The organism is Halorussus salinisoli, assembly GCA_005239435.1.
GTDB lineage: Archaea > Halobacteriota > Halobacteria > Halobacteriales > Haladaptataceae > Halorussus > Halorussus salinisoli.
The window spans coordinates 158200-176992 of sequence record SZNP01000011.1; the positions used below are offsets into that span (position 1 = coordinate 158200).

The 18793-nt window shown below is 54.1% G+C and carries 17 protein-coding genes and 2 pseudogenes; 5 read left to right on the forward strand and 14 right to left on the reverse strand.

Annotation, left to right across the window (positions count from 1 at the left end; translation table 11 throughout):
* Positions 1-45: 45 nt before the first annotated feature.
* Positions 46-876: an alpha/beta fold hydrolase gene (locus E2484_RS24150; RefSeq protein WP_137287751.1), complete on the reverse strand. Its 831-nt coding sequence runs from the start codon at positions 874-876 to the stop codon at positions 46-48.
* A gap of 237 nt (positions 877-1113) precedes the next feature.
* Positions 1114-2040, reverse strand: coding sequence for a MarR family transcriptional regulator (locus tag E2484_RS24155; RefSeq protein ID WP_137287752.1), 927 nt, complete (start codon positions 2038-2040; stop codon positions 1114-1116).
* A 144-nt stretch (positions 2041-2184) separates the two neighbouring features.
* Between E2484_RS24155 and E2484_RS24160 the strand changes: the two genes are divergently transcribed.
* Positions 2185-2511 carry a hypothetical protein gene (locus tag E2484_RS24160; protein WP_137287753.1) on the forward strand — a complete coding sequence of 109 codons (327 nt, stop codon included), beginning with the start codon at positions 2185-2187 and terminating at the stop codon, positions 2509-2511.
* A 298-nt stretch (positions 2512-2809) separates the two neighbouring features.
* On the opposite strand, the pseudogene E2484_RS26240 reads toward E2484_RS24160, so the two are convergent.
* The 5 genes and pseudogenes from E2484_RS26240 to E2484_RS24185 all read right to left on the reverse strand — a co-directional run.
* A pseudogene (locus E2484_RS26240) lies at positions 2810-3436 on the reverse strand (cell division control protein Cdc6); the annotation flags it as partial.
* Between the two features lie 125 nt (positions 3437-3561).
* Complete coding sequence (locus E2484_RS24170) at positions 3562-5091, reverse strand: sodium:solute symporter family protein (protein WP_137287754.1); 1530 nt, start codon at positions 5089-5091, stop codon at positions 3562-3564.
* The gene (locus E2484_RS24175; RefSeq protein WP_137287755.1) at positions 5091-5438 is read right to left on the reverse strand and encodes an Asp23/Gls24 family envelope stress response protein; all 348 of its coding nucleotides are present in this window, start codon (positions 5436-5438) and stop codon (positions 5091-5093) included. The genes E2484_RS24170 and E2484_RS24175 overlap by 1 nt, the downstream gene beginning before the upstream one ends.
* Positions 5435-6535 (reverse strand): carbon-nitrogen hydrolase family protein, encoded by a 1101-nt coding sequence (locus E2484_RS24180; protein ID WP_137287756.1) that lies wholly within the window; start codon positions 6533-6535, stop codon positions 5435-5437. Before E2484_RS24180 ends, E2484_RS24175 begins: the two co-directional genes overlap by 4 nt.
* A gap of 63 nt (positions 6536-6598) precedes the next feature.
* The gene (locus tag E2484_RS24185; protein WP_137287757.1) at positions 6599-7168 is read right to left on the reverse strand and encodes a DJ-1/PfpI family protein; all 570 of its coding nucleotides are present in this window, start codon (positions 7166-7168) and stop codon (positions 6599-6601) included.
* A 332-nt stretch (positions 7169-7500) separates the two neighbouring features.
* On the opposite strand from E2484_RS24185, the gene E2484_RS24190 reads away from it, so the two are divergent.
* The gene (locus tag E2484_RS24190) at positions 7501-7776 is read left to right on the forward strand and encodes a hypothetical protein (RefSeq protein ID WP_137287758.1); all 276 of its coding nucleotides are present in this window, start codon (positions 7501-7503) and stop codon (positions 7774-7776) included.
* 52 nt (positions 7777-7828) lie between these two features.
* Here E2484_RS24190 and E2484_RS24195 read toward each other — a convergent pair whose 3' ends face one another.
* The 3 genes from E2484_RS24195 to E2484_RS24205 all read right to left on the reverse strand — a co-directional run bounded on the left by E2484_RS24195 (position 7829) and on the right by E2484_RS24205 (position 12149).
* Positions 7829-8293 (reverse strand): Lrp/AsnC family transcriptional regulator, encoded by a 465-nt coding sequence (locus tag E2484_RS24195; RefSeq protein ID WP_137287759.1) that lies wholly within the window; start codon positions 8291-8293, stop codon positions 7829-7831.
* Between the two features lie 819 nt (positions 8294-9112).
* A complete protein-coding gene (locus E2484_RS24200; protein ID WP_137287760.1) occupies positions 9113-10399 on the reverse strand; it encodes a Cdc6/Cdc18 family protein in 1287 nt (428 codons plus the stop codon).
* Positions 10400-11186: 787 nt separating this feature from the next.
* Positions 11187-12149: a transcription initiation factor IIB gene (locus E2484_RS24205; RefSeq protein WP_137287761.1), complete on the reverse strand. Its 963-nt coding sequence runs from the start codon at positions 12147-12149 to the stop codon at positions 11187-11189.
* 40 nt (positions 12150-12189) lie between these two features.
* On the opposite strand from E2484_RS24205, the gene E2484_RS24210 reads away from it, so the two are divergent.
* The 3 genes from E2484_RS24210 (at position 12190) to E2484_RS24220 (ending at position 14257) form a co-directional block, all read left to right on the forward strand.
* Positions 12190-12474 (forward strand): transcription initiation factor IIB family protein, encoded by a 285-nt coding sequence (locus tag E2484_RS24210; RefSeq protein ID WP_137287762.1) that lies wholly within the window; start codon positions 12190-12192, stop codon positions 12472-12474.
* Between the two features lie 254 nt (positions 12475-12728).
* Complete coding sequence (locus tag E2484_RS24215) at positions 12729-13028, forward strand: HalOD1 output domain-containing protein (protein WP_170977488.1); 300 nt, start codon at positions 12729-12731, stop codon at positions 13026-13028.
* A 398-nt stretch (positions 13029-13426) separates the two neighbouring features.
* On the forward strand, positions 13427-14257 hold the full coding sequence (locus E2484_RS24220; protein WP_137287764.1) for a hypothetical protein: 831 nt from the start codon (positions 13427-13429) through the stop codon (positions 14255-14257).
* 1155 nt (positions 14258-15412) lie between these two features.
* On the opposite strand, the pseudogene E2484_RS25900 reads toward E2484_RS24220, so the two are convergent.
* The 4 genes and pseudogenes from E2484_RS25900 to E2484_RS24235 form a co-directional block, all read right to left on the reverse strand.
* A pseudogene (locus tag E2484_RS25900) lies at positions 15413-15699 on the reverse strand (IS4 family transposase); the annotation flags it as partial.
* 146 nt (positions 15700-15845) lie between these two features.
* Positions 15846-16643 (reverse strand): SDR family oxidoreductase, encoded by a 798-nt coding sequence (locus E2484_RS24225; protein ID WP_137287765.1) that lies wholly within the window; start codon positions 16641-16643, stop codon positions 15846-15848.
* 73 nt (positions 16644-16716) lie between these two features.
* Positions 16717-18216 carry a tripartite tricarboxylate transporter permease gene (locus tag E2484_RS24230; protein ID WP_137287766.1) on the reverse strand — a complete coding sequence of 500 codons (1500 nt, stop codon included), beginning with the start codon at positions 18214-18216 and terminating at the stop codon, positions 16717-16719.
* Between the two features lie 6 nt (positions 18217-18222).
* The gene (locus tag E2484_RS24235; RefSeq protein WP_170977489.1) at positions 18223-18792 is read right to left on the reverse strand and encodes a tripartite tricarboxylate transporter TctB family protein; all 570 of its coding nucleotides are present in this window, start codon (positions 18790-18792) and stop codon (positions 18223-18225) included.
* Position 18793 lies beyond the last annotated feature (1 nt).

The window sequence follows — 18793 nt, forward strand, 5'->3', positions numbered from 1 at the left end:
CCGTGCCGATATACACACTCATCGGCGCTGTCGTGCCGATCGCCGCTACTCGGAGAGGAACTCTTCCAGTCTGTCGCGGTACGCCGCCGGTCGGTCCTCCGTCACCCAGTGCCCGGCATCGTCGAACGCGACAACCTCGCCGCCGACATCGTCGACGAGCCTGCGACCGTCCTCGGCCGGCTGTTCCTCGTCGGCCGCACCCCACAGGCACAGCAGGTCAGCGTCGACGGCCCCGTAATCGATCTCCGTAGTGTGGTTCGTGTTCGTCGCCACGGCGGCGCGGGCGAACGCCCGCTGGCCGTCCGACCTAAGCCACGGCTCGGTCATCCCTTCGATCCATTTCGGCTCGGGGTCGGCGTGTTCGAGGCCGTCGACGAACGCGCGGTCGAGTTCGTCGCGGAATGCGCCGGGGTCCATCTCGACCGTCTTAGGTAGCCCCAGCGACGTGATGTATTCGACCGGCCAGGAGTCGTACGCCGTCGCGTTCGAGAGGACGAGCTTGTCGACGCGACCGTCCGCGTGTGCAGCGTACCGGAGCGCGACGCCACCTCCGATATCGTGGCCGACGACGTGGAACTCGTCGAGCCCAAGTTGGTCAACAAGGTCGGCGACCGCCTGCTCCTGGGCACGGATCGAACGGTCGAAGCCGTCGCTTCGATCGCTGTTGCCGTAGCCGACGAAGTCGGGGGCGACCGTTCGGAACTGCCCCTCGAGCGGAGGCGCAATCCGCCGCCAGAGGAACGACCACGTCGGGATGCCGTGGAGGAAGAGGACGGGGTCGCCCTCCCCCGCGTCGCGGTACGCCAGCGACAGGTCGTGACCGTCGACCGTCACGGTCGTCTCGGCCTGCGCTTCGGACCAGGTCTCGTGGTTCATGTCCCATCGTCGGCTCGCGACCGCAATAGTGCTGTGGCGTCCGCGCGAGCGAAGTGAGCGCAGGCTCGATGGATTCTCTCCGTCGGCGTCCGGCCGAACTCCGTGAGGCCGGGCTCGGCAGTCGAGTGAAACGAGTCTGCCGGCGGTCGTCCGCCCGCCGACCGATTCCGCCGCCGCACTCACCGGGATGTCCCACCGGCCGGACGCGGCGGTAGCGTCCGCGTCCGAATGTTGGTCTCATGGAGTGGTTGACACCTCGTAGTCAGCCGCCAACTCCTGGAACTCGGACCACTCGGGGAGGGGGTCGTCCTCGACGTCGCCGTGTGTCTCGAGGTACCGGAGCAAGGCGTCGATTTCGTCTTCCAACCCGTACTTCGCCGCTTTGTCTCGAAGCTCACCCTCGTCGACGTCGATGTGACTGAGCAGGAGCAAACAGTAGGATCGGTGACGGGTGTCGTCGTCGATCAGTAGCGTGTGACAGCAGAGCTCCGCTGGCGAGACTGTCTCTATGTTCTCGGAGTAGAGGTAGTAGCGGTGGCTGGTAAGCAGAAACTGGAGGTCGAAGGCCGCGAACCGTGCAAGGCCGGTCTCGTGAAAGTGCTCGGTGTCGATTTCCGTCTCCGTTTGCGCGAGAAATTCGTCGTAGTCTTCCCAGAGGAGTGTCCCGTTCGGAGCAACTGATTCAAGGCGCTGCCGGTGGAGATGGTGGGCAAGTTCACGTGCGAAGTCGTGAAGTTGGTCGAAGTCCCCGTTGAAGTGGTAGTACCCGTCGTTCGTGCCGACGAGTCCACGGTCTCGTAACCGTTTGAGAACGCGATTGACTGTGTTGCGGTAGTTCTCACTTTGCTCGGCAATCTCGGCGACAGTGCGCGACTGGTCGAGGTAATACAGTACCTCGAGAGTTTTGCCCGTCAACAGTTCGGAAAACTCGATGTGGGAGTGCTGGCGCACGAGATCTTGGTAGAGTTCCACTGCCCGAGCATCTGAGGGAATGACCTGTTTTTGACGGCCGTTGCGCTCCGTGTGGACTAAGCCTTTCTCGGCGAGGTCCGCGACGGCACGAGAGAGATAACTCTTACTGTGGTCGAGATCCGTCGCGAGGTCGGAGATTGTGTCGCCGCGTTCGACGGTGGCGAGGACCTCCAGTTCGATGCTCTGCAACACGATGTAACATAATATGAAACTCATATATAAAATGGTTTCGAGTAATGTTACAATTACCGGGGATTGACGGGTTGCCCGAGACAGTCTTAACCAACAAAATTACGGTGTTGGCGTCCTGTGTTGGTTAATACGGGTTGAATCTCCATGTCCTACGAGCCACCGAAACCTCCAGCGGAACTCCCTACCGACATCGTCGACACACTCAACGACTCCTCGCCCGAACACCTTCGTCACGTCGCCAGTTACGCTGAGGAACTCGCTGAATACCGTGAGCGTGAAGTTCGTCTTGCCGAAAAAGAGGGAGAAGATGAAATCGAAGAACGACCGGACGATCTCCCAGATGACGTCCCGTCGAAGGCGACGATTACGATCAAGGAGATTAACGGCAATCGCTACTACTACTGGCAGTGGCGGGACGGAGACAAAATCCGCTCACAGTACAAAGGCCCCGTCAATCCAGACGAGGAGTGAACCGACACTCGGCGATTGATTATCGTTGCGGATAGCAATCCCACACCCTCCGTTTTCGAGTTGTAAAGAGGAGAGGAGTAGAAATCACATTACGTCGATGTGTAGCGTGAACCCTCTCCGCTCGTCTCGACGTCTTGAAAACGATCTCTCTTCCTGATTATATTCCGACACACCCCTCTGTTGGCTTATCATCAAACAGCGACACTTCGTCATTACCAACCATGACTTACACATCGATGACGGGGGGTCTGAGGTTAGTACCAACACCTTGTCCCGAAGATTCGCGCAAATTGCCTTCTTAGTCAGGGAAATCGTTGACCTTCGCGTTAACGACACTTTTCAACAACTCGTCCTTGATACCCGTGAGGCGGGAATCGTGAGTGAGATGGTCGATCATCGCCTCGGTATTCTTCCCGAACTGGAACTCCATATGCATCCCACGACCTCGACCACGACCACGTCGTTCACTGACGATAAGTCCGTAGGCTTCCAGTTCCTTCACGTACTTCACGTACGTCTCACGAGTCATCTGATCAGCATCTATACTTTCGGTCAGCCACTTGTACACCTCGTACCCGACCGGACTTGGGACTGAATCCAGCGATGAGTGAAAATAGTAGTGGACTGCAGCAGTCGCGTACAGACAGAGCTTCTTTTGCGTGGACAATCCTTCGATCAGTTTCTGCGTTCGGTCAACATCGATTTCGCTCTGAGCCTCACGAACGTGTTCTTCTGTAACCTAGTCGTGGCCATACTTATCAGCGAACTCGCCAGCCTTCCGGATGAGGTCAATAGCTTTCCGTGCGTCTCCGTGACTCTGTGCAGCGAACGCGGCTCCGAGCGGGATGACGTCTTCAGTTAACGCGCCATCTCGGAAGGCATCGCGACGGTGTTCGAGTATGCTGCGGAGTTGATTCGCGTCGAAGCGTTTCATACCATTTCGTCCTTCCACAAAGCCAGTGTCAATCTCACCTCAATTACCGTCCCGACGCTAATCCTCTATGGTGAACACGAATCATCAATGATCAGCCGTCAAGGGAGTGAAAATAGTTAATCGTCTGCTGGCGTACCAACTCCTGCTTCCGGTTCTTCCCGGATGCTCATTCCCTCCCGCAACACTTCACGATACTCGCTCTGTATGTCCATCGGGACCGGGTCACTCATTTTTGAGACACCGTAGTAGACGACGGCCGTCAATGCAAGTCCCCATGCAGGTGCCCCGAAGTACGGGAAGAGATTGCCGAACGAGGTCCATATGGCAGCCTGCATGAAGATAAACCCGATGAGTAGCGACCAGCGCGCTCCCGCACTGGAGGCTTCATCCCAGAAGAGCAGCCCAAGCGTCGGCGGAATGAAGAGTAATGCTAGGGCCACCCCGTCACTTGCCAGCGGCACAATTGCTCGGCGGCCAGCAGGGCTCATCGCGAATGCGAGAACAACAATTGCAAACACGATGATGAACATCCGCCCAACCCGACTCTCACGCTCTTTGCTTAGCTCCACGTCCAGTCCACGATTCACGATGTCGTGAACGAAAAGAGAGCTACTGGTAAGGATTTGACTCCCCATGGTTGACATTGCTGCAGCGAATGCAGCAACGGTGAGCAAGACACCACCAGCTGGGAAGAACTCAGAGTACAAGATCGGTACGATTGCATCAGCGCTCTGACCTTCAGGTAGAGCTGGAATTAGCCCGGAGCCAATGCCACCGATGATGAGTCCTAAGAAAGTTATCGCCCAGAGGCTGACTGTCCCGGAGATAGCAGCCGTCTTTGCGATAACTCGGGGATTCCTCGCCATGAGCATCCTCTGCCACATATGCGGAATAAACACCCAGGCCATTGTCCAGACAAGTGCACCAGTGTACCATGCACCAGGATTATTATCTTGATACGTCCATTTGTCGGGGGCTGCCTCAAGCGCCGCAGCGAACCCGGAGCCAAGTCCACCTGCCCAATCAATGACGAACCACGATGTGAGGAGCAAGAACCCAATGAAAATGAAGCCCTGAATGACGTCGGTCCAGGCAACGGCTCGCAGGCCGCCGATATAAATGTAGGCAGCGACCATCGCCGTGAGGATGAGAACACCAGCCCAGTAGGGAGCGCTCCCACCGGTGAGGCCGACAAGGGCCTTGCCGACACCTGAGAGTTGAATCGTGGCATATGGAATCAGCGCGAAGATACCAATGAGTGCTGTGAGGATACGAACGACGTCATCATCCTCGTAAAACTCGGCTAGTAAGTCCGACGGTGTGACGTGGTCGAAGCGTTGCCCCAACAGCCAAAACCGGGTGCCTATTACCCAGATTAGAAGCGGTCCGGTAATATTGAAGAGGCCGAAGAATAGCCAGCCAGCCCCGGACGAGTAGAAGAACCCGGGGCCACCGAGGAACGCGAAGGTGCTGAACCAGGTCGCCAAGACGGTGCCAGTTAGTACAAGCACCCCGAGATTGCGATCACCAAGATAGTAATCTTCAGGCGTATTGCCCGTTCGCTTCCAGCCATAGTATCCTATCACTGCTACTGCGACCATGTAGGCGGCAAGCACCGCGACGACCGTTGAAAGACTCACTGCCATCAGTCATCACCTCGCTCAGTCGATTGGGTCGCAGTCGGAGGCGTCTCCTCGATTGAATCAGCCGCCGACGTTTGCTCCCATTCATCCATGTACTGCGTTGCTTGTTCAGCCCACGGCTTGAACAACCCGTAGTACGTTCCAATAAGAACGAGATTCATAACGCCGAACCAGAGATACGTCCATGCTGCAGTCTCAGGTAACGGTCCGAGCAACTCTGGGTCGTTGAACGCGATATTGTAGAGTGGGATCGAGACCCCGACTAATGATACGAGGTACAGCCCCAGTAGTACTTTGCCGATTGTGGTCCGGGGAATGAACCACGCAGAGGACCGTTCGGCAGTACTCATTGCCGTTCACCTCCGTCTGATTGGCTTACCGAATCAACCGTCTGCTGGTCCTTCTGATTCGTCTCACCGTTCTTGGAGGCTCGCTGTTGGTCAACTCGTTGTTCTTCGGTCGGCTGACGGCTACGTTCGTGCATGGGTTTGAGTTCACTTCGGTCAACTTCGAAATCGAAAATGTCGAAACGGTTGTACTGTCCAACGACATCATGCATCAGCTTCGGCTCTACCGTGTCCTCAAGGTTGATGTCCGCGTACACGATTCCTTCCTCGTCACCGAGTGGGCCGGCAAGAATTTCACCGGTCGGGCCAACGATCGCCGTGAAATAACTCTGGTTCTCACCGCCTAGGAGTTCCCGAGCGCGATCTGTCTCGCACACCTCATAGAAACTCTCATCGAAGTACTCGGTGGAGACGATGTTGAAGACCTTTCCCTCAAACGCGTGCGTGTGTGACCGAATCTTGGTTGCTAGCCCGATGTCGTATTCCTGGTTGAAGTGGAACGCCGGATAATTCGCAACGTGAATCTGCTCGCCCTGCGCCATTAAGGCGAACCGGGCAAGGGGGTTGGTGTTCTCGCCACACGCCAACGTCCCGAGTTGTCCATACGGTGTTTCGTAGACATGGAGCGAGGAACCATCGCCGCGCCCCCAGGAAAGCTTCTCCGCATGCGTCGGTACGATTTTCCGGTGTTTGCCGAGAAGGTCGCCATCGTGGCTGATAACCAAATTCGTGTTGTACAGCGTGCCGACGGTGTTCGGGTCCCGTTCAGTGATACCCATGACGACCGTCGTTTCAGTATCGGCAGCGACCGAACAGAGCCGGTCAACGACCGGTCCCGGTACATCAACTGCTTGGCGCCGGTACTCTTTGTACCAGTCGTAGCCGTCAATCGGGGCATTGACCCAGTTCCAGTATGGGTATCCGGGGATGAACGTCTCGGGAAACCCGATAATCTCTGCGCCGTTGTCTGCTGCCTCACGGATGAGACGGCAGGCTTTCTCAAGTGTTGCATCCCGATCTAAATACTCGGGAGATGCTTGTACAGCTGCGACCGTGAATTCCTCATCTAAAAAATCATGAATATTGCCCATTGTGGCCATTCACCCTGAGTGTTAATACCTCACACCCCACTTAAATATTGTTGATAGTTCACCATACAAGTATTAATCCACAGCCGAACACGTTTCATGCGGATAGTCCATCTGAGACTGGATTTGTTCTTTGGCGTCTTTTCCGGCTAATTCCTCACACAAGTAGAGGCCAAGATCGATCGATGCCGTCACCCCACGAGCGGTCGTGACATTTCCATCAGTGACAATACGACGGTCCTCAACCACTGTACAGTACCGTCGAAGGTCATCAAACGCCATTGGGTGCGTCGTAGCCTGCTTCCCCTCCAAGAACCCAGCTTCACCCAGAATCAACGCCCCTGTACAGACCGAGACCTTACCCTCAACAGGCGCGGCCGTCCGAATCCAATCAATGAACTCGGTGTCCAACGGTGGACGGCGAGCTCCTGGCACGTACAGAAGATCATAGTCAGCCAAGGATTGACCGACTTGCGAGGCACCAATAGCGAGTTCCGTCCCATCCTGTATTTCTTCAGTCTGAGCACAAACGTCCCACTCAAGATCAGGCAAGAAACCCATTGTTTGAAGGCGGACAAGTGAATCATACGCGCCGATGAAGTCCAAGGTCGTCATTCCGTCATAGATAACGAATGCAATTCTCATTGAGGTGAAAATCGCGTTACAAGACAATATGTGTACTGGTGGCCGAAAAGCCAATGGACCACTCCCTCCTCTACGTTACGCTTCGCGTCACTCCCGCGTTACGACAGCGTAGCGTGACTGCTTTCAGATTAGGGACGGTGGGAAGACGAGTTTCCCTCTATATGGAGTTTGGGGACGATTGATACGGCATCTCCGTGCGGAGAGCTCGTATCTCAGTGAAATTGACAGGATATAATTCATTATACACTTCATTTCTCATCTCACACTCATATACTGAGAGTTATTTATTAATCGGACTCCTGAGTAAGACAGCAAATACAGGGGTCACAATCATGAGCATGAGAACGCAGACCGATTCAAACATATCTTTGACACAGACACTTATCGAGAAAATCTCCGAGCAAAACGACCTGAGAATGAATGGACCCGAGTTCTGTCTATACGAGGAGACAGATATCGAAGCCCTCGAGACGTTTCTTGAGAGCACGGACGGACCTCTGACAACCGAGTTCTGTCTCTTCGAGACATCGGTGACCATTAGAAAGAGTCGTGAGGGAGAGATTACCGCCGAAGTGAAACCAACGAACCAGCCACTAGCTTCTGACTGAGCCAGCAAAGAAAAATGTCGGCGGCGAACGCTAATTTGGCTGAGTAGGTAACTTACTGATCCTCGTCGTTGATGGGGAGTTCCTCTGTCTCGTAGGATGTTCCGAGAATGACCATTGTCTGGGAGCGACTGAAGCCGTCCATCTGGGCGATATTCTCGAACATGAGTTCGCGGAGTTGGTCAGCGTCTTCGGCGTAGACTTTTGTGAGTACATCCCACGATCCAGTCGTGAGGTTGACTTCTTGGACGCCATCTAGGTCTTCGAGACGAGTAAGTACATCTGGATCGCGACCTTGCTCGACTTCCAGACCGACGAAGGCCGAGATACCATATCCGAGTTCGTTGGCATCAACTGTGGCGTGATAACCCTCGATAACGCTTGCATCTTCCATACTGTTTACGCGGTCGTGAACGGTCGCGCTCGACATATCGATCTGACGGGCGATTTCGCTAAATGGCGTTCGTGCGTTCTTTTGGAGCGCTTTGAGGATTTCGCGGTCGGTACTATCGAGTTTCATACACCGGATCAACTCTGATTTCGTATAAATAACACGATTTTCTTGCGAAGATTGAAACATTTCTGCTCCACTCCAGATATTCAACCCGAGAAGCGTTGAGTAGTTTATTTGGAACGACCTCGACTGAAGCTACGGAGTTTCTCCTCGCACATTGTTACGAGAGTTTGACACGGTCATAGCAAATACGAGACGGAAGCCCACAGCTCTAGCGATGGGTTGCTGACCGTCAACCACCATGGACCGTCTTTTCTAGGTATTTAAAAGGAGACACCCCACTGCTTCCATCTTGTGTCTGACGCGTGTCAGACCCTCGTTTCCAACCACACCATGTTTTCCAATCTTTAAAAACAATACACCCCACGGTTTCCAACCCACCGAGAAAACGGCACTAACCCGCTACTTCGAACCCTTCCAAGATTTCGAGGTATGTGACATCCTCCTGTGCCTAAAGGCGCGGGCCTCCCGAACCGCACAAGTGGCGGTTCCCGTCGATTCGGACGGGTGGGAGTCTCAGGTGTGCGACCGACGGCGCTGGCTCTGCCACGAAGCCGATACTCGTACCCTGGATGGGGCTTCGAGGTATCTGGTTGTTTTGTGTCGGGCGGCGCGGTCGGCTTACCTTTTGGTTTCGACTCTTGCCGTGGCAAACACCGAGTCAATTGCCAGTTTTGCGCGCACAGCCCATCACTTACCGTGTGGGACTGTGAAACTTCCAGTACGGGCGAACGTGAGACGATGACGGCGATTCAGCCACGCCGTTTACGGCATGGTATTCTCGCCTGCAATCTCTAATAAGCAAGACACCCCACTGTTTCCAACTTACTCGCCGAGCCTCGTCTGTCGATCTGCTTGATTTCGGAGATCGTCTAAATTGTCAATCTCACCGTCTTCTTCCTGCTCTAAAGCATCAATCACCGTTTCAAGTGGCGTGTCAAGTTTGTACTTATTTGGCCTACCACGACCTCGCTGATCGCGATTCACGTTTTTCAGAATCCCGTTATCGCACATCTCAAGGAGATGTTCATGCGCGCCACGACGAGTAAGCGGATCTCGACCGAACTCCCGAGCGACTGTCTGGTAGTACTCGTAGATATCCCTTGTTTGTGCGGGTGTGTTCCCCTGAGCAGCAAGATTCGTAACAGCCAGCAAAACGTACTTTCGGTGGGTCGTGAGGTTTCGAATTCCGGTTGTCACGAGTTTTCGCTCGATAATCTCCTCAGCATCCCGTACGTGTTGCTCTGTGATACTATCAAGATTGTCTGTTTCTACTGCTTGGTTTTCGGCGAGTTCAGCGGCTTTCCGCAATAGACGAATCGCTTGCCGGGCTGACCCACGGTCTCGAGACGCTAATGCTGCACAAAGTTCGATCACGCCAGATTCAGTCGATCCATCATAGAACGCTTGTTCGGCTCGACGAGAAAGAATTGAGACAAGATCGTTCTGTTCGTATGCTGGGAAGTGAAGCTCGGTTTCACAGAGCGTATCTTTTACCCGAGCAGGCAGGTCATCTCTGAAGTTGAAATCGTTACTGATACCAATGATGCAGAGTTCGGCTTCGAGCTTATGCATCGTCTGAGAACGCGTGAGCTGATAGAGAAGTTCGCTATCGCTACCGAGTGTATTCACTTCGTCAAGGATGAGAATGATGTTATCCGCAGCTTCGTTGAGGTCGTCGAAGAGTTCCTCGTAGACTTGTTCAGCAGGATATCCGGTCTTACTCAATTCGGGTTTATCTAGGTTGAGTGTCGTAAGTGGGTATTCAGGACTTCGTGCTTCATTGATGAGTTCGATTGTGGACTGGTACGAGGTATTTGCCGACGAGCAGTTGATTTCGAGTAAATCCACGTTAATGTCTTGTTCTTCGGCGGTGTCCCGTAGATCAGGGAGGAGTGTCCGCGTTGCGACGGTCTTGCCTACACCGGAGTGGCCGTAGAGAAAGATGTTATCGAGGTCCCACCCTTTCAGGAGCGGTCGAAGCAGTTTCACGTATTCTTCGAGTTCCTCGTCTCGTTCTTCGAGTTTCTCGGGTTTGTATTCCGGTTTTAAGACGCTCCGGTTTTTGATGATGTGTTCATCGAGGAATCCGTCATCGTCGAAGTAGCCCATGTGAGATGCAGTCACGGGAAGCCATCATAAAACCACCGTTTCCAACCTTTCCAACCCACACCACTACTTCCAACCAGGCGTTTCCTTATAAAGCACACTCCCCCCACTATTTCCAACTTTACCACGAGAACAAGTGGAACTGATTTCTCCCCAAACTCTAACACGGAAAGCTTTATAATGAACGAACTTAAACTATACCCGTGGTAGCGGTAAACTAGCTAGCTATACTAACTCTAGTTATAACTTCGTTCGATCACACTCAAGCTCTACCTAGAATCGCCTCGTTGTTTTCGCCAAAGTTGGAAACAGTGGGGTGGGAGGGGGTTATAAAGAACCCCATAGTTGGAAACGGTGGTCCGTCTTGTCGTCTTCCTCCACTGAAAACGAAACTCCACATGAACCTGAGGTCAATAGTACTATCTCGAGGCGTGCATATCACTCGCGACGGAGCCGGTGCAGTGCTCATATATTACTCTCTGTAAGCCGTATTTGGTCGTTCACGATATAGATGTAGCCGCGGTTCAGTAGTTCCTCGAGCGCCACGTCAATCGTTGAGTCCTCAAAGCCTTCTGTGTCTAAGTATGCCTCTACCGTGTCTTGTGGAAGTCCCTCTGGTGTCGGCTTGAGTTTCGGTTGCAGACTTTCGAGTACCTCCTCTGCATACGTTGGTAGTGGTCGAGACGGTGACGACCGCTTCATCACTCTTAGAGAGGGAGCGTACCCTCATGAACTCCAGCATTTCCATCATGAAGGCGACAATAGCTGGTACGACTCCCCGTTCGTAGCGTTAGTGGATGCCCATCGCTTCGATCTGTTCTTGGTACCGATTCCGAATCGTGACCTCGGTGACCTGCGCGACCTCGGCAACCTCTCTCTGAGTCTTCTTCTCGTTACAGAGGAGCGACGCCGCATAGATCGCGGCCGCAGCGAAGCCCGTCGGTGACTTCCCAGAGAGCAACCCCTGCTCTGCGCTCTTGTCGATAATCTCGTTCGCCTGCATTTTGACTTCCTCGCTCACGCCGAGTTCAGAACTAAACCGCGGCACGTACTCTTTGGGGTCGACCGGCTCCATCTCGAGGCTGAGCTCTTTCGCAATGTAGCGATACGTACGCCCGATCTCTTTCTTTTCGACCCGAGAAACCTCCGAGACTTCTTCGAGGCTCCGCGGAATACCCTCCTGGCGACACCCTGCGTAGAGGCAGCTGGTTGCGACCCCCTCGATAGACCGGCCACGAATCAGGTCTTCTTTGAGCGCTCGTCGATAGATAACCGAGGAGACCTCGCGGACCGACCGAGGAACACCGAGCCCAGATGCCATGCGGTCAATCTCCGAGAGGGCGAACTGGAGATTGCGCTCGCCAGCGTCTTTGGTCCGGATGCGCTCTTGCCACTTCCGGAGGCGACTCATCTGACTGCGCTTCTCGGAGGAGAGTGACTGGCCGTAGGCGTCCTTGTTCTTCCAGTCGATTTGCGTGGTTAATCCCTTATCGTGCATCGTCTGAGTCGTCGGCGCGCCCACACGGCTCTTGCTCTGGCGTTCGTTGTGATTAAACGCACGCCACTCCGGCCCACGGTCGATCTGTTGGTCGTCAATGACGAGCCCGCAGTCCTCACAGACGATCTCGTTGCCACCTCCGCTCGTAACGAGATTCTCCGAGTCACACTCTGGGCAGGTTTGCGTTTCTGTTTCTGATTGGTCTTCAGACGTCCGTTCTTGCCCGGTCTCTCGCTGGCGATTTAGACGGACCATTGAATCGTATTCTAGAATAGCGGTTCGTCCGTTTTAATATGTGTGGTGCAGATCAGAATTGGCTGTTTCACTCATTCCGCAATTAGCCTCGGAACTCGGCGTTCCGAATCACATCCGGCGACGTGCCCGGAGGTTGGCGAAGGAATCCGAATCAACGGGCATTACTTCCGGTGTCGACCCGGCGGGATTCGCTGCTGCTCACCTGTACAAGGCAGGATGCGAAGCAGGCCGCTTGATGACGCAGGCAGAAATCGCAGAGGCCGGGAACGTCGCAACCGTAACTATCTGTACTCACCGAGATGTACTCAACGAACTCGTTATTTGAACCCACTCATTTTGCCGATTCGCATTTTTGTCCACCTTGGAGAGACTCTCTTTCACGCCATCTAATGAAGTCAATGACAGACATCTAAATAAACACCATAATTTACAATATAAAAATTAACAAATAGGACGGAATTATACACCTCTTTATAACGGAATATTTGCCGCAAATGGAATTCAATGCAACGATTCTAGGTCTTTAATAATGAAGCGTGGTTGTATGACAAAGCCTGTGGAAACAGGAAAATGCCCTCTATGGATTGGAATAATACCGGGAGACGCGACCGCGCTGACACGACTGTCAGGTCTCGCACGACGTTCAACGACTCCCAAGGCACACCGCCGAGCATCGCCATCGCAATGACCCTTGCCAACCTCGAAGATACACCGCCATCCCAGACCTCCTTCACGTTAGCAGACGAGGTTGATCCAGACGCCCTCGACGCCCTTGTTACCGGGGACATCCACGACGTGGAAGTGACATTCACGGTGAACGACTATCTCATCGTTGCGCAAAGCAACGGGAGGGTGCAAATACGAGACGTCGAGGAGTAAGGCAAGTCTACATCAGAACTACACCTTCCAAATTTGCACAACACATTGCTCATTTGTAGTAGGCTCCGCCCTTTAGGGCGGGCGAGGATGTCACTCCATCTAGTCCACCACGAGGGTTGTGGATGGGAGCAATGCCCGCGGTGCGACGAACAGTTCTTCTCGTGCGACTTTTGTGACGCACCAACTCCAACATCAAGTGAACCTGACCTCGACGCCAACTGCACTATTGTACTGCAGTAGTGGGATTCTGACGCCCACGACTACCTCCGACATGTCTGCACGGTCTCGAACGCTCGTCCGTCAGCCGACCGCCACCAAGTGCGGACAGGACAATTAGATTTACTGGGGCTGTTAACGAATTCCCGTGGCTTATCACCCGCCCACTCATCTAGACCGGTATGGCTCAGTCAACGCCCGCCACCGCCGAAGCAAAACTCCGCACGCTCTTTGACCACCACTGTTCGCACGACACGGGCGTCCCCTTCATCAACATCTACCTTGACGACACCCACGTCCTCCAGTTCTCCCACGGCATCGCCGAGCCAGAACACAAACAACAGTTCATCGTCATTCAAGACGCCCTTGACCACCGAGATGGCGACATCCCCCTCACCCAATACGGGTCTGGAGTGCCGCCAAATCAGCCAACTGACTGGACGACCGACGCCGTCATCGACTTCCTGACGACCGAACTCCAAGCGTTCGACGCCACCCTCGCGGATATAACCCACGCCGTTGAACAGGAATGCCCCGACGAGGGCATCAAACAGATCACGTGGGATGACTTCAACGACGACACCGAGAACTCCGTGAAGTTGACTCCTGCAGACACCAATCCCCGCGAACTTCTCCACGACGCGTACAAGCACCTCCAGGCGCTCAACGATGCCGCGGAGGATGTCCCCAACCCGTTCCCGGTGGTCGAACTCTATGTTGACGGCGAGAAACTCCCATTCAACGTCGGCCCGAACGTCCTCACCCTCGAATCCCATACCGACGACGAGCGCGCCGCGTTCGACACGTACTGCGCCAATCACTCGGACATCGAGACGACTGCAGCCGAAGACGACAGTATCAGCGTCACGCACTACACGTGGACGCCCGAGTCGGCCCTTGCCGCAACCGAAACAATCCTCGATGAACTATACGACTGCCAACTCACTGACCTGACGTACGCCGAAGTTACATCTGCAGGCCCCAACGACGACCTCTCGTGGACGGAAGTCTAACGACGTATTGCGGTGACCGTTACCGAAGAAAACGCATTCAAACCCGCTCACGGCACGAGAATAGTCCGACAATGTATGCCCGCGTCGCGTCGTTCCGCATACTCTCCGACGCCCGCTCCCTGTCGTATAACAGGTCGATATTGTCCTGTATCCGTGATTTCGGGAATTCGTGGGCGGAGTCGCCTTCGTGGCTGACCGTGATATGGGTGAGGATGTTGTTGCACCTTCGGCCGAGCTAATCTGTCGCTGGTTGTTCGCGTATACGCGCTTCGCTTTGCTGGCGAGAACGTACTTGTCCGGGGTGACCATCACGCCCTCATACGTAGCCGATAGTACGGCCGCCGCCATCGACGGAGCCTGCGGATTCTTTGAGTCGGCCCGCACACCCGGCAAGGGATGCCACCGAGATCACGCCGAGTACTTGAAGTTCTATGACCCAGACGCTGGAAGTCACCTACGGAAGAGTTCACGGCGAGAGACGTGTTATCTGGCGGTATTGCGGGTAACGACGTTAAAAACACTGTTGAACAGTTAATGGAAAAGGATAGAGTTTGTTGAGCGAGAAGCAACACCGAAGCCGGTGATGAAGCTCACTATCTACCCCCATATGGCTGAAGTATCGATTGTAGAAACTGTTTGTGTCTCGGAGCAGTTCGGCGTCGAACGTTGTCATTCAACTATACATAATTAGTTGTAGAAATTTCGTCTGCAGCCGGTTGATGGGTAGAGCCCGGATCGCGTTACGGTCGATGAAACAGTGATTGATGTAGGTTAATAGTAATAATAGCTGTTCGCCGCCGTCAATCCCAAAACCAACCACTACCTCTACACGAAGCTCTATCCGATGCGTGCTATCGTTGTGACCAGTCAGTTCCTTACGGAACTCCAAGAAAAACGCCATATCGCTGATTCGGTGTTTCTTGTCAATAGCACACTCTAGCTACAAGATTGATTCCTCGAATAAAACCCCGGTTACAATATATCACACATGAAGATCAGAATAGCATTGAACATGTATTCAAAAAGCTAAAACGCCGAACCAAACAGTTCGCAAATAATCTCCGCCATGCCACGCACCGCCGAAAACTGGTTGCAACGCTTGCCTTCGCATGGAATCAACTAATCTGAATAATGCCTGTTCCCTTTCTAGGCTCCGTACCTATCAGCGAGGAACTGATACAATTGCACCACAGTACTGTCGGCAATCACTACGTCCCTAACTCGGTCGGTGTTTACGCCCTGAATCAGTAGAGATTAACGTCAATAGCGTCGGGAATAGCGACTTCGTTGAGACCACGCTCGACGAGGTTACGGAGTTTCCCCGCGAACAATAGTGTGAGCCGTGGATAGAACCCACCGGGAGAGGGCATCTCATCGGCTGTCAAGTTATAGCTTCGTCTGAAGCTAGCGAGTGTTCGGGTTCGCCGTAGGTGAAATCCCCACTTTTCACACCCTTCTTCGATCATAGTGGTTCTCCAACTACTTTTGTTCCTGCGTTCGAACGCCTTACTTTTCCAGACTTTCTTTCTGCCAATAGTAGCTGCTAAAAATGCACTGATAATCTAGATTTCTGGTGACAGTTGGTGAATTAGAACACGTGCTTTGACCAGCCACCGTCGACTTCAAAGACAGCTCCAGTTGTGAAGCTCGCTACGTCTGAGGCGAGGAACGCGACTGCTTGACCTAGCTCTGCCGGATTGCCAAGCCGACCAAGAGGGAGTTCTTCACGACGTCGGTTCGTCGCTTCCTCAACAGAGATGTTCTCTTGTTCTGCGAGTACGTCGATTTTGTACTCGATTCGGTCCGTCATAATCCCTCGGGGGCAGACGCAGTTCACCCTCACATCGTCTGTCGCGTACTCCCGAGAGAGTCCCTTTGAGAGTCCGTATATCCCAGAACGGAAAACATTAGAAATGATGTGATTTGCCGGCGGCTCCTGCGCCGACGCCGAGACGATGTTCGTGATCGAACCACCACCATCTCGTAACGCCGGTAACGTCGTTTCGATCACCGTGATTGTACTCCGAAGGACGGACCGGTAGGCCGCGTCGAACTCATTGAGCGTCGCATCATCGAACGATTTCGAGGGCGGGCCGCCGTGGTTCGTGACAAGGACATCTAGTCCGCCGAGTCGTTCGACCGCTTTGATCATGCTTGACTTGATGTCTTCCTCGTTACTTAGGTCACAGACGACCGGGATAACCATCGAATCATCGGCGCCAGTATCTGCACAGATAGCACTCTTTGCCTCCTGAAGACGTTCTTCATTCCGTGAACTTATCACGACGGTTGCGCCTTCTCGAACGAGTTCCGTCGCAGTAGCACGTCCAAGCCCTTTACTCGAAGCCGTTACAATCGCGTTCGTATCCTGAAGCTCTAGTTCCATGGTTGGTGTATTGTCTCCGTTCTGCTCACATTCGGTGGATAATGACTGTAATCGAAAGACAGCTTAAGTCATGCTACATACCATCTATCCGCCCCCGGACTTGAGAGACGAGCGGTCGACCGACAAACACGAGGACAGTGAACGCCCATAGGACGACGGTGATGATGCTCGACGTGAACAGGATTGCCGGGTCGCCCTGGCTCAATTCGAGACTCCGGCGGAACCCCTGTTCGGCCATCGGGCCGAGGATGACTCCTAGCACGAGTGGGATAATCGGGTATCCCGTCTCGCGCATTAAATAGCCGATGAACCCGAAGAGGATCATGAACCAGGCGTCGAACATGGAGTAGTGAAGTGCAAAGGCCCCGACGACCGTGAGGACGAGAATCGATGGCACGATTATCTTCGTCGGGAGCAGAACGACGCGGATGATGTACTTCGAAACGCTAAACGCAAACACCACTAGCACGATGTTCGCGACGAGGAGTGAGAGCATAATCGCCATCGCTTCGCCGCTAAAGTCGCGCATAAGTCCGGGGCCAGGCCGGACACCGTGAAGCAACAACGCTCCGAGGATTACGGCTGTCGTGCCACTGCCGGGTATACCGAGAACGAGCGTGGGGATGAGCGACCCCGACGTCACCGCGTTATTCGACGTTTCTGATGCGATAACGCCCTCCGGCGTTCCATTTCCGAACGCTTCGGGATTCTTCGACGAACTCTTCGCCCGCGCCCAACTCACGAAGTTTGCAAGCGATGTACCAGCACCGGGAATCGTACCGATCGTCATTCCGATGACCATCGCCCGGACTACCTGCCACGGGCGACGGAGTACTTCAGAGAACCCATCAAGGATCGTCTGGTACGACGAGACGTCGAACTCTGTTTCGCTCACGCGCTCTTCGGTGATGAGATAAAAGAGCTCGGATATTGCGAACAGACCGACAATAATCGGGATGAACGGAACGTCCGAATACAGTTCCGGAAACCCGAACGAGAGGCGTTTCTGACCGGTGATCGGGTCCACAGTCATCGCGGCAAACAGCATGCCGAACAGCCCTGCGACGAGTCCTTTTATAGGGTTATCACCGACGATCGAAGCAAGCATCGAGATACCAAAGATCGCGAGAACGAAGAACTCCGGCTGTCCGAACATGTACGAGATTTTGCTGATCGGCCCCAGCAGGAACAGGAGGATAAGTGCAGATGCAAACCCACCTAGTGCGCTCGAAAGGATCGAGATACCGAGTGCTTGGCCTGCCTTCCCTTGCTGGCTCATCGGATACGCATCAAGGACGGTCGCGGTCGCGCCCGCTGTCCCGGGGGTGTTAATGAGTGCGGCCGGAATCGCTCCGCCGTACTCCGCGCCAACATAGATCGCAGCCATGAAGATAACTGCAGATTCCGGTCGCATGGGAATCGTGAACGGAAGCGCGATTGCAACCGTGTTCGTCCCAGTGAACCCCGGTATCGAACCGGCGACCGTACCGACCACGACCGCGATGGCGATGAGGAGGATGTTCGTTGGAGTGAGCAGGATATCCAGACCAGTGAGGAGATTTTCGACGACCATGTCGCGCTACACCCCAAGAATTCCTTGTGGCACTTGCAATCCGAGCACCTGAACGAACATGACCCAGATTCCAGCCAAGAGTAAGCCAGTGACGATAGCGATCCGACGCCAACTCTCGACCCCAGTAGCACGCATGAGTCCAACGAGTGTGACGGCCGACGCCGGGAAGAAACCGATGATGCCAATCAGGACGAGGTAGGCCACAGATGAGACTGCCACGATGAGCGGCCTCTGTGATCGGTAAATCACCGATACGAGTGATTTTCGCTCCTCTGGCTTGCCCGTTTGCATTTGCTTTCCGTCCCCTCGCTCGTCGTCCACGAATGCTCGCACTTCGTAAAACACGACCAAGGCAACGAGGCCAGCGAGCGAGATGATGATGGTGTATGGATAGAAGAGATCCTCCAGTTTGAGACGCCCGTACGTGTTTTGTACGTACAGCGCAGCGAAGAGGAGAACTCCGAGAGGAAAAATCAGTTGCACCCCTAATTGGTGGAGGGGTTGCAGTGATTTGACTCCCGAAGCATCCTGCTCCACGTTTTGGCCCTCATTCTCTACTGATGCGCTCTGTGTCATT

What these genes read in the sequence shown, in the direction of transcription:
- E2484_RS24150 (WP_137287751.1), bottom strand. Translation starts at nt 876, where the DNA reads ATGAACCACGAGACCTGGTCCGAAGCGCAGGCCGAGACGACCGTGACG.
- E2484_RS24160 (WP_137287753.1), top strand. Translation starts at nt 2,185, where the DNA reads ATGTCCTACGAGCCACCGAAACCTCCAGCGGAACTCCCTACCGACATC.
- E2484_RS24170 (WP_137287754.1), bottom strand. Translation starts at nt 5,091, where the DNA reads ATGGCAGTGAGTCTTTCAACGGTCGTCGCGGTGCTTGCCGCCTACATG.
- E2484_RS24175 (WP_137287755.1), bottom strand. Translation starts at nt 5,438, where the DNA reads ATGAGTACTGCCGAACGGTCCTCTGCGTGGTTCATTCCCCGGACCACA.
- E2484_RS24180 (WP_137287756.1), bottom strand. Translation starts at nt 6,535, where the DNA reads ATGGCCACAATGGGCAATATTCATGATTTTTTAGATGAGGAATTCACG.
- E2484_RS24185 (WP_137287757.1), bottom strand. Translation starts at nt 7,168, where the DNA reads ATGAGAATTGCATTCGTTATCTATGACGGAATGACGACCTTGGACTTC.
- E2484_RS24190 (WP_137287758.1), top strand. Translation starts at nt 7,501, where the DNA reads ATGAGCATGAGAACGCAGACCGATTCAAACATATCTTTGACACAGACA.
- E2484_RS24195 (WP_137287759.1), bottom strand. Translation starts at nt 8,293, where the DNA reads ATGAAACTCGATAGTACCGACCGCGAAATCCTCAAAGCGCTCCAAAAG.
- E2484_RS24200 (WP_137287760.1), bottom strand. Translation starts at nt 10,399, where the DNA reads ATGGGCTACTTCGACGATGACGGATTCCTCGATGAACACATCATCAAA.
- E2484_RS24205 (WP_137287761.1), bottom strand. Translation starts at nt 12,149, where the DNA reads ATGGTCCGTCTAAATCGCCAGCGAGAGACCGGGCAAGAACGGACGTCT.
- E2484_RS24215 (WP_170977488.1), top strand. Translation starts at nt 12,729, where the DNA reads ATGGATTGGAATAATACCGGGAGACGCGACCGCGCTGACACGACTGTC.
- E2484_RS24220 (WP_137287764.1), top strand. Translation starts at nt 13,427, where the DNA reads ATGGCTCAGTCAACGCCCGCCACCGCCGAAGCAAAACTCCGCACGCTC.
- E2484_RS24225 (WP_137287765.1), bottom strand. Translation starts at nt 16,643, where the DNA reads ATGGAACTAGAGCTTCAGGATACGAACGCGATTGTAACGGCTTCGAGT.
- E2484_RS24230 (WP_137287766.1), bottom strand. Translation starts at nt 18,216, where the DNA reads ATGGTCGTCGAAAATCTCCTCACTGGTCTGGATATCCTGCTCACTCCA.
- E2484_RS24235 (WP_170977489.1), bottom strand. Translation starts at nt 18,792, where the DNA reads ATGACACAGAGCGCATCAGTAGAGAATGAGGGCCAAAACGTGGAGCAG.